Origin of the sequence: Ruminococcus sp. (genome assembly GCF_024691275.1) — a bacterium.
Lineage (GTDB): Bacteria > Bacillota > Clostridia > Oscillospirales > Ruminococcaceae > Ruminococcus.
Genome location: NZ_JAILNU010000072.1, coordinates 1 through 11,069, shown reverse-complemented (window position 1 = coordinate 11,069; position 11,069 = coordinate 1). Strand labels below are relative to the sequence as shown.

Annotated in this window: 4 protein-coding genes and 4 pseudogenes; 1 reads left to right on the top strand and 7 read right to left on the bottom strand. The window is 45.1% G+C overall.

All coding sequences use genetic code 11. The features are described from left to right. Positions 1-220: 220 nt before the first annotated feature. The 7 genes and pseudogenes from K6G33_RS08490 to K6G33_RS08460 all read right to left on the bottom strand — a co-directional run. Positions 221-796, bottom strand: a pseudogene (locus tag K6G33_RS08490) (glycoside hydrolase family 16 protein); the annotation flags it as partial. Positions 797-991: 195 nt separating this feature from the next. Then, positions 992-1,579 (bottom strand): annotated as a pseudogene (locus K6G33_RS08485) (glycoside hydrolase family 16 protein); the annotation flags it as partial. 159 nt (positions 1,580-1,738) lie between these two features. Next, a pseudogene (locus tag K6G33_RS08480) lies at positions 1,739-2,359 on the bottom strand (glycoside hydrolase family 16 protein); the annotation flags it as partial. A gap of 234 nt (positions 2,360-2,593) precedes the next feature. Next, positions 2,594-2,788, bottom strand: a pseudogene (locus K6G33_RS08475) (dockerin type I domain-containing protein); the annotation flags it as partial. 202 nt (positions 2,789-2,990) lie between these two features. After that, complete coding sequence (locus tag K6G33_RS08470) at positions 2,991-3,782, bottom strand: AraC family transcriptional regulator (RefSeq protein ID WP_296778313.1); 792 nt, start codon at positions 3,780-3,782, stop codon at positions 2,991-2,993. Positions 3,783-3,975: 193 nt separating this feature from the next. Continuing rightward, positions 3,976-4,728 carry a helix-turn-helix domain-containing protein gene (locus K6G33_RS08465; RefSeq protein WP_173449082.1) on the bottom strand — a complete coding sequence of 251 codons (753 nt, stop codon included), beginning with the start codon at positions 4,726-4,728 and terminating at the stop codon, positions 3,976-3,978. 140 nt (positions 4,729-4,868) lie between these two features. Next, on the bottom strand, positions 4,869-7,844 hold the full coding sequence (locus K6G33_RS08460) for a family 43 glycosylhydrolase (protein ID WP_296778311.1): 2,976 nt from the start codon (positions 7,842-7,844) through the stop codon (positions 4,869-4,871). A gap of 516 nt (positions 7,845-8,360) precedes the next feature. Here K6G33_RS08460 and K6G33_RS08455 point away from each other — a divergent pair. After that, positions 8,361-10,742, top strand: a complete 2,382-nt coding sequence (locus tag K6G33_RS08455) for a glycoside hydrolase family 11 protein (protein WP_296778308.1) — start codon at positions 8,361-8,363, stop codon at positions 10,740-10,742. Positions 10,743-11,069: the final 327 nt, after the last annotated feature.

The following is an 11,069-nucleotide window of genomic DNA, read 5'->3' as shown; positions in this document are numbered from 1 at the left end:
AACTGTCGATACAAAACATTTCCATTTGATTTCGTTCCGCTCTGTTTTCGCTCAGCATTCTACTCAGCTCCCTTCTCCTATATTATACCACATAAATGCGAAAAAGACCAGCTTTCGCTGGACTTTTTCGACAGGCTGAGGGCGATACATTATGTATCGCCCTTGACCTTATGTATAATGGAAGGATAAAATCTTACACTATAAGATTTTACTGCTTGTTATAGGTTACCCACTGGTAACGCGCTGTAAGAGGAGTTCTTCCGTCGTAGTGATTGAGCCAATCGTCAACACATCTGCCGGGCCATGTGTTCATCATGATCTTTCCGGGAGTCTGAGGAATATTGCTGTAAGCTGTATACACTGCCTTGCCGTCAACATACCATGTGATATGGTCACGCTGCCAGTCAAAGCCGTATGTATGGTATCCCTGAGACGAATCGAATCCAAGATCATACATATATTCATGCTTACCTACGCCGTTCGTGTAGTAGTTGAACTGCACCTTTGTAGTATCCTTACCGAGGATCTCGATATCTATCTCGTCCCAAGGATTATTGTCGGAAGGACCTGTATAGGTAAAGAACGACGAAACAACTCCTGTATTCTTTATAGCCTGCATAGAGGTCTCGTAGTAACCGAAACCATAGAAATTATTGGTCCTGTACTCAGCACCTGCATAATGATACTTGCCCGAGTAGTCCCTGTCTATAGTGAGCTGAAGCGCTCCGTCCTTGAAAGCAGTCTGTGACTTGTACCAGCCGCAGTCAAATGGATCGCCGTTCTCCCAGCCGTCAGAAGCAATAAAATAACGTGATGAACCATTTCTGAAATCGTCACCCATTGTTGTACCCGATTTCATAGGCGTACCGTAGTCAACAAGACCGGAGGCTGTCACATTAGACTGCTGCTGATTATTGTTGTTATTGTTGTTCCCCTGCTCCCAAGGATTCTGGTTCTGGTTGTTATTATTATTGTTATTGTTGTTTGAACCGCCCGACTTCTTGTATGTTACCCACTGATAACGAGCGGTAAGCGGAGTTCTTCCGTCATACTGGTCAAGCCACTCGTTGACACCTCTGCCGGGCCATGTGTTCATCATGATCTTGCCCGCAGTTTTAGGAATGTTCTGGTTTGCTGTATAAACAGCTTTTCCGTCAACATACCATGTTATATGATCAGGCTGCCAGTCGAAGCCATATGTATGGTATCCCTGAGATGAATCAAATCCCAGATCATACATATATTCATGCTTGCCCACACCGTTTGTGTAATAGTTGAACTGTACCTTTGTGGTGTCCTTGCCGAGGATCTCTACGTCGATCTCGTCCCAAGGATTATTGTCAGACTGTCCTGTATAGGTAAAGAATGAGGAGACAACGCCCTTATTCTTTATAGCCTGCATAGATGTCTCATAGTAACCGTAATGATAGAAATCATTGGTCCTGTACTCAGCACCTGCATAATGATACTTGCCCGAGTAGTCCCTGTCGATACTCAGCGTCAGTGCACCATCCTTGAAAGCAGTCTGTGACTTGTACCAGCCGCAGTCGAAGGGATCGCCGTTCTCCCAGCCATCGGAAGCGATGAAGTAGCGTGATGAACCGTTTCTGAAATCATCGACCATATCAGCGAACTTATCTATTTCAGTACCATAATCCTTGATGCCGTTATTCTGCTGCTGATTATTGTTATTGTTCTCCCAAGGGTTCTGCTGCTGATTATTGTTCTGCTGCTGGTTGTTATTCTTCTGAACGCCGTTTTTATTGTATGTCACCCACTGATAACGAGCAGTAAGCGGAGTTCTTCCGTCATAGTGATTGAGCCAGCCATCAACGCCTCTGCCCGGCCATGTGTTCATCATGATCTTGCCCGCAGTTTTAGGAATGTTCTGGTTCGCTGTGTAAACAGCCTTGCCGTCAACATACCATGTTATATGATCGGGCTGCCAGTCGAAGCCGTATGTATGGAATGCCTGAGAAGAATCAAAGCCAAGATCATACATATACTCGTGGCGACCCTGACCGTTTGTGTAGTAGTTGAACTGCACCTTTGTTGTATCCTTGCCCAGTATCTCTATGTCGATCTCGTCCCAGGGATTGTTGTCGGACTTTCCTGTATAGGTAAAGAACGAGGAAACAACACCTGTATTCTTTATAGCCTGCATAGAGGTCTCATAGTAGCCGTAGTGATAGAAATCAGTAGTTCTGTACTCTGCGCCTGCATAGTTATACTTGGCCGAATAATCCCTGTCAATGCTGAGGTTGAGCACATTGTCCTTGAAGGAGGTCTGTGACTTATACCAGCCGCAGTCAAACGGATCGCCGTTCTCCCAGCCGTCTGAAGCTATGAAATATGTAGCCGAACCGTCACGGAAGTCCTCGACCATAGTTGCGCCCGAGTTCATAGGAGTTCCGAGATCAGGAAGCACAGACTTAGGAGCCGTCGTTGTTGTAGTGGTGGTCGTTGAAGTTGTAGTCGTTGTGGTAGTAGTTGTAGTGGTAGTACTTGTAGTAGTTGTTGTCGTAGTAACAACAGGCTGCCAATTGCTTGCATACGACTCAGGAAGCTGAGTTATGCTATGCAGAAGATACTTCTGAAGCGAAAGAGCATCGCTGCTCGTTACTGAAGTACCGTTCTCATAAACGTCAGCATTTCTAAGTCCCTGAGCTGTGATGTGAAACTGATCCGAGCCGTTGATGCCGTACTTGTTGGGATTTGCAAGCGACTGCATGATGATGACAACATCGCTCATATCAACTTTACCGTCGCAGTTAGCATCTCCCCACATTGTTACGCCGTCAGCCGCCGAACCTGCCCCAGTTACAGCAGTCAGACATGAAGCCATTGTTGCGCAGGCTGCAAAAACAGCCGCACAACGTTTCAGTGTGTGCTTTTTCATAATCCGCCCTCACATTCCGTGACATTGGTCACTTGATATTTACATTATATGCAACGGAACACGAAGGGAAACAGCTTTGGAAGGAATAGTGTTACGTTACATTTTGTGCCATTTTGCGGTATTCAGACGGAGTATACCCCGTCTGTTCCTTGAACTGTCTTGCGAAGTGAACATAGCTGTGGTAGCCGCTGCTCACCGATATATCAGTAATATTCATATTTGTAGTGGAAAGGAGCATTTTTGCATAGCTAACTCTGCTTTTTACGAGATCTTCAATAAATGTCATGCCGAAATGCTTTTTATAAGCGTGTTGAAAAGCCGAGCGGCTCATACGCACCTCATGTGCGGTGCTGTCAACACTGCGCTGCTCATAAGGGCGGCTGTATATCTTATTGCGCACAGTTGATATAAGCTCGAACTGTGTGCTTTTTCTGCCTGAGATACTGTTCAGGCTCATTTCACGTATCTTTATGAACATGAGCCGCATAAAAAGTGTTGCGGACTCATTTTTGCAGGGATTGTCAGAATATCTTTCATAAGCAATGGATTTCACGCAGTAGCTCAAAAATTCCAGTGACATTGTAACTGCCGTTTCAAAGGGTATCCCCATTTTGAGAAACTCTTCCTCCTCAGCCTTATTATCGAAATCGAAGTGTACCCAGTCATTTTCAAACACGTTCAAAGGCACACAGCGATAGCGCTGAGGTCTGCCCTTAGGGTAAATAAAGACCGATCCCGCGGGTGTAACTGTTTCCTTGCCGTCAATTTCAAACACAGCGGGTGTCCTGACGAGAAGAAGCAGATAATCTCCGCTACCATCGGGTCTGTCGATAAAGAAGTCTGCATCATGGCAGTGGTCGAATCCAACATTGTTAATGATCATTGTCAAATCTCCGTTTTCTGTAAATTTACGATTAATGACAAATCCCTGATCCAACGATCTTGACCTTAATTATTCATTTAGTAGATTATAACATTTTCAAGCCTATTAGTATATTATTTTAGTGCAAAAAATAGTAATTATATGATATCTGCATAAAATGTTATCCCCTGCTCTCGCAGGGGATAACGCAAGATCATTGGTTTTCTTTTGTAAAATCAGGAAATTTGTACCGTTTTTTATACTCTTTCGGAGTTACTCCAAGATACTTCTTGAATATCTTGATAAAGTAACTCTGTGAGCTGAAGCCAAGCAGATTGCTGATTTCAGAGTCGGTGTACTCCGAAAAAGTCAGCAGATTCGCAGCTTCTTCAGCTTTTGTCTTGCTCACGTAATTGCTGAATGCGATACCTGTCTCCGCTTTAAAAAGCCTTGAGAGATACGCCGGGCTGATCTTAAGGTACTCAGCAGCGTCCTCTATCATTATCTTTCCATGAAGATGATCGCTGATATAATCAAGAGCTCTGACGATCTGCTTTGAGTAGATGCCGCTGTTGCGCACTCTTCTCATATGGCGTGTATAGCCCTCGATCATCTCCTGATGAACGGCATGGACTTCATCTTCCGTGCGGCATTCATCAGCCTTCATGATATAGATATCGCTGAGATTATACGCCTCTTCAAGAGTCATGCCGCTGTTGATGCAGAAACGGGCTATCAGCGCAGCAGAAATCGAAAAATGATATTTAAGATTTCTGAGGGGATCCTTGCTCAGGACTCCGTAGCCTTCTCCGCAAAGCGGTGTGGCAAAAACCTTTACAAGCTCGATATTACCCGAGCATATACTCTCATAACAAGCGATCTCTCTGTCAAATGGGGCGTGTTCAAAGCCCTCTTCACGTTTCAAAAAAAGGTGGGATGAAATGTATTTTTCAGTATAATCACTCATGTCTGACACCTCACATTTTTTATACTTTACCCCATTATACCATTTATTTATGAACTATTCAAGTATTTTGATGCATCTCAAAGCAAGCTCACCACACATTTTGTGCATGACGAGCTTGCTTTGTTATTATTAAGGTGTCATTATCCGTTCTCGTGGAAGAAATAAGGGAGTGCGTCATAAATGTAATGACGTACCTGCGGCCACCAGTGTACATTGCCCTTTGCTTCGAGGAAATACAGATTGCCCTTCGAGAAGTCTGATGTATAGGTAAATACGTCTGTATTCTTCTTGAGCTCGTTTATCATAGGCACCATATTGCCATATGCAAGGTCTTCGGTACCTGTTGCTGCGAGAACGAAATACTCATTCGGCTTGAAACCTGAATTTCTTGCTGCACTGAGCACCTTGTTCGCACCGTCCCAGCAGTGACCTGACAGAGGCATGAAGTATGCTATAATATCGAGGTTATTATTGAAGTTTGCCCATGTAGAACCGCCGCCCATCGAGAATCCGCCGTATGCACGGTGGTATCTTGAATCTCTGAGTCCGTCGATAGTTGTATTCTCCGCATATGTGGAATACTTGCCCTCAACGTAAGGAATAATGGACTTGCGCATTTCTTCCCATACAGCGTCAGCGCTCGGAGCCTTATTGAATGTAGGAGTTACAACGATCATAGGCTCGATATCGCCGTTTGCGATCATATTGTCGAGCATGATGTCGATGTTTATGTCATTGTCGTTGAAGCAAGTCTCCTCGCTCTCTCCGCCGCCGTGCATCAGGTAGAAAACATTGTACTTCTTGGACTCATCATATCCGTAAGGCAGATATACGTACATATTCTTATTGCCGTTGATGCCGTTGTAGTTTTCCTTTACAACTTTACCATGGTTTGCAGGCTGTCTGAAATAACTGTCTGGAGCTGCCTTATACTGAAGATTTGCGCTGTAATTAAAGTCGCTCTTAACAGGCTCAGGTGAATTATCAGGGAACTCCTTGATCTTGCCGAGGATAAACTCTTGTATAAGAACGAGATCATTGAGTTCAAACTTTGTGCTCTGGTCAACGTCTGCAAGCTTAAGGAGGTCTGCGCTCTGATTCTTGGAAAGGAGCAGCTTTCTTGCAGCTACCATATCCATAGAATTGATGCGTCCGTCGGAATTCACATCGCCGAGTATGAACTGACCGCCCTTTGCACCTTCGATGACAGTGCCTGCCGAAGCTGCCTTTATATCGTCAATATAGAAGTCGCCGGTTGACTTGTCGGTCTCAACGTAGATATAAACATTCTCAGCACCGCTCGGTATCTTGAAGTTGGTATTCGCGAGCTGTACCCACTTGCCCTTCATAGGCTTGCCTGTCGCTATCTTGATATATTTCGTCTCATCGCCGAGATCATACTGCATTGTAAAGTGGAAGGTATCGCTGTCCTTGCCGCTGTCATACATAACGTTAGCGCTGAAGCTGTAGCTCTGTCCGGCCTTGAAATTGCTGCCGAGAGCTATAGATGCGCCCTGATATGCCTCTGATCTGACTGAGCAGTAGAGAGATTTGCTTCCTGCGAATGAATACTTGGAAGATGTCTCTACCTTTGCGCCTGCTCTGCCTTCCCAGTCGCCGACACCGCTCTCGAAGGACTCCTCAAGGAGATAACTGCCTGTGTCAACCGACTTTTTAGGTGCGGTAGTAGTTGTTGTTATATTATTTTTGGGTGTGCTTGTTGAAGTTGTCACAACAGGTGCAGTCTCTGCATCGCCGAAGCGCCACCAATCAACATTTAAAAGGTATCCGCTGCCGCCCGTAAATTTGAAATACAGGTCATGCTCGCCGCTTGCTCCGCTGATATCACAGGAAACTTCTTTCCATTTCTGCCAGCCGCCTGTGCCCGATACCTTGCAGGTGCCTATCTTCTTGCCTGTAAGGCTGTCGAGATATATTTCGATATCACCGCCGTCTGTATCCGAAGCAACACTTGCGGTGAACTTGGTTGTTCCCTTGCCAAAATCAACGCCCTTGACCTTAACGTAGTCGCCGTTTTCGATATTGGCGATATTCAAGCCGCCTTCGCTGCAGGTCTCGGTCTTGATCCCCTTCGAGAAGCATATGGTCTCAGCTTCAACGCGCTTATAAGGATCAAGGGTTTCAAGCTGTGTCGGACCTGTCTTTGTAGGAGTTATTGTAGGGATAGAACCGTCTGCACCGTACTTGAATTCATCAATGCACACGCTTCTGTCAAAGCTTCCGCCGCCCGGAAGGCTCGCATCGTGATAGAAGAGGTATGAATGTCCCTTATAGTCGATAACGCCGGGGTGGTTAGTGAAGCAGTTGTAAGGCTTCATGACCTGACCGCCGTAAGTCCACGGACCTGTGGGAGAAGGAGCAGTGGAGTAGCCTATGCTCTCACCGCTGTCACTTCCGTAAAATGCAGCGAAAACAAGATAATATTTGTCATTGTGCTTGTAGAACCACGGACCTTCACCGTATGAAGATGCCTTATTGCCGGAAGGACCGAAAGTAGAAGCGTTCATATTGAATTTTCCAACAGAACCCGAATAGCTTACCATGTCTTCATTCAGCTTGACATAATAGCAGGTCGGATTGCCGAACATGAGCCATGCCTGACCGTCGTCGTCGATAAATACTGTAGGATCTATGTAATCCCAGTTAGGACCAAGGAGAGGCTTGCCTAAAGCATCTTTGAAAGGACCTGTCGGAGAATCGGCAACAGCAACGCCTATACATCTGCCGCCGCCTGATTTGTTTTCGAGAGTAACGTAGTAGTAGAACTTACCGTTGCGCTCGATGCACTGAGCTGCCCACGCGGAGTCTTCTTTGCCCCATGTGAACGAATCCCAGGATAGGATCATGCCATGGTCTGTCCAGTTCTGCATATCCGTCGAGGAGTAGCAGTGCCAGTCAGGCATATAGTAAAAGTCGGAGTTATCCTTGTCACGGCCTGTATAGAGGTATACAGTGTCGTTGTAGACCATCGGTGCGGGATCCGTACTGTAAATGGTCTGGATAGCAGGGTTATCCGCTTTTACATCAGCCGAAGCGGCAAATGTTGCCGGAATAGCCAGAGCTGCAGCCGTTACGATTGAGAGGAATTTTTTCATAAGTCTGCCCCCATTTTTTTAAATTTTGCGTATGCAATTTCCCTTCGTGCGTGTATTTTATAAATTATATATAAAATACACAATTATTTATTTTTATATTACTAAAATTATAATATTTGGCACATTGCACTTTATACCATTTTTTTGTCATTTATGGTAATTTAACCGCCTTCGTTGTGCTATTTGTACAATAAATCTTATATTTCCGTTAATCAAAATAATCCATTTTGTACATTCGTTACATTATCCACCTTATCAGCAAATTTTGAGTTGCTTTCATTACATAAATGTTGTATAATTATATAAATATACATTTTTATTATGCTATAAACAGCCGTTTACATTTTGTTAGCAACTTTTAGTCATATTTAACTAAGGTCACAATATTTGGCTTGCATTTTGTCGTCGTTTTAGCTATAATAGAATGTGTAAACGAATTGGAATTGGGCCATTGCCACAGGGGATTACTAAAATCATGACATTGCTTAATTAAACAAAGGAGTGATTTAAGTGAAAATGGCAAAAATCAAAAAAACGTTATGTGCTGCTGTTACGGTATTTATGGCAGCTGCAAGCATCCCAACGATCACTAACGCTGCCGACTATCAGGATAAGGGCAGCATAGGTGGTTTCGACTGGGAAGTATGGAACCAGAACAGTCAGGGCAACTTTTCATGGAAGCCTTCAGCAGGTTCTTTCACCTGCTCATGGAGCGGAATCGAGAATTTCCTCGCACGTATGGGCAAGAACTACGACAGCCAGAAAAAGAATTACAAGGCTTTCGGAGATATCGTTCTTAACTACGACGTAGAGTATACTCCAAAGGGAAATTCTTATATGTGTATCTACGGCTGGACAAGAAAGCCTCTCGTAGAATATTACATCGTCGAAGGCTGGGGCGACTGGAGACCACCCGGAAATGAAGGTCAGAAGAAAGGCTCCTGTACTCTCGACAACAAGACATATGACATCTATATGTCAACACGTTACAACAAACCGTCTATTGAGGGTGATACTACCTTCAATCAGTACTGGAGTGTCCGCACGACCAGCGGTTCAAGAAATAACACCACAAACAACATGAAGGGCACTGTATCAGTTTCCAAGCACTTTGATGAGTGGTCAAAGGCTGGTCTCGATATGTCGGGTACACTTACTGAAGTATCCCTCAATATCGAAGGATACAGGTCTAACGGCTCCGCAAACGTTAAGAGTATATCTTTTGGCGCTTCCGACGAGCCGTATGAACCCGATACTCCTGTTGTTGTAGAACCCGATGCAAACGGCTACTACTTCAAGAACGACTTTGAGGACGGCCTCGGAGACTGGGGCTCACGCGGCGGTGCTACCGTAAAGTCAGGTACAGGCTATAACGGCTCAAAGGGCGTTTTTGTTTCAGGTCGTACCGAGAAATGGAACGGCGTTGAGCTCGCACTCGACAGCAATGCATTCAAGAGCGGTTCAACATACAGCTTCGGTGCTGCTGTAATGCAGGACAGTAAAGATTCCGCTTCGCTCAAGCTCACTCTTCAGTACGATCTTTCCGGAAAAACAAATTATGATGAAGTTGCTATGAAGTCCGTCGAAAAGGGCAAGTGGACCGATCTCTCGAACAGCGCTTTCACTATCCCTGAAGGTGCAGAAAACCTCACTCTTTATGTTGAAGCTCCCGATGATCTCATCGACTTCTACATTGACGGCGCTTACGGCGGAATTAAGGGCACAAAGCCTCTCATAAGCATCGACAGCTCATCGACCACGGATCCCTCCGAGCCTTCACAGCCCGATAAAAAGGGTATCCAGGGTGACCTCAATAACGACGGCAAGGTCGATGTTTTCGACGTTATCGAAATGAGAAAAGCCGTTCTCGGCGTTATGTCAGGCGGTGGGAAAGCTCCTGCAAACGCAGACGTTAACGGTGACGGCGGCGTATCTGTTGCCGATCTCCTTCTCCTCAAAAAGTTCATTCTCGGTGAGAATGTCAAGTTCACAGAGCCTGTAGTTACAACAACTACAACTACTACCACAAAACCTGTTCAGACTACTACCACGACTACAAGCAAACCTGTATCAGGTCAGAATTACAATGCTGCTATCAGAAATGATATGCCTACTTCCGTACCAGGCGGCGTTGAAAAGAGCAGCCAGTGCAAGGTAGAGAACAAGACATATATGTGTAAATATACGGGCAAAACAAAGAAGTGCAACGTTATCCTGCCTCCTAATTACAGCTCAAGCAAGAAATACCCCGTAATGTACGTTCTCCACGGTATTATGGGCAGCGAGAACGATATGGTAAACGGCATGGGCGTTCAGGAACTCATGACAGGTCTTATGTCCAGCGGCAAGGCTGAGGAATTCATCGTTGTAACTCCTAATATGTTCACAAGTAAGACTATGAACAGCCCAAGCGGCATCAATCAGCAGACTTGTGCTGAATACGACAACTTCCTCTACGATATCTCTGACAGCCTCATTCCTTTCATCGAGGAGAACTACTCGGTAAAGACAGGCAGAGAAAACAGAGCTATCACCGGCTTCTCAATGGGCGGTCGTGAGGCTATCTACTGCGGACTTATGCGTCCCGACCTCTTTGGTTATGTAGGCGGCGCTTGCCCTGCACCAGGTATCACTCCAGGCAGCGATATGTTCATGCAGCATCCCGGTTGTATGAAGGAAAGCGAAATGAAGTTCAGAGATGTTGGTCCTGAGCCAAGCGTATTCATGATAACAGGCGGTACAAACGACACCGTTGTTGGTACATTCCCTAAGCAGTACAGCGACATTCTTACAAGAAACGGCGTTGACCATGCTTATCAGTCGATCCCAGGCGGCGGACACGGCGCAGAATGTGTTAAACCACATCTCTATACATTTATGAGATACGCTTTCAAATAAATGATATAGTTAATATTATACATGGGAACAGCACACTTGGGGGTGCTGTTTCCGCCTTTTATGGCAAAATTATCAAGCCACGGCAGAATAAGCTCGGTGCTTATACAGAAGTTTTTACGTGAGATATTGAGGAAGAACCCTTTTGAAAAGGGTTCTTCCTCAAACTCCTTTCCTAAAACTTCCGGCTTGCCTTTGTCAATAAAAAACTGAGCCACAGCGCTAATAAAAAAGTGAGCCGGTTTTGATAAAAAAATAATGAGCCACTAATCATTATTCATGGTCGAGTCGATGCGGTAAGATGAGCTGCAGTTCATATTAAGAACGAAG

Coding starts and splice junctions, on each gene's coding strand:
- K6G33_RS08470 (WP_296778313.1), bottom strand. CDS start 3,782: ATGATCATTAACAATGTTGGATTCGACCACTGCCATGATGCAGACTTC.
- K6G33_RS08465 (WP_173449082.1), bottom strand. CDS start 4,728: ATGAGTGATTATACTGAAAAATACATTTCATCCCACCTTTTTTTGAAA.
- K6G33_RS08460 (WP_296778311.1), bottom strand. CDS start 7,844: ATGAAAAAATTCCTCTCAATCGTAACGGCTGCAGCTCTGGCTATTCCG.
- K6G33_RS08455 (WP_296778308.1), top strand. CDS start 8,361: ATGGCAAAAATCAAAAAAACGTTATGTGCTGCTGTTACGGTATTTATG.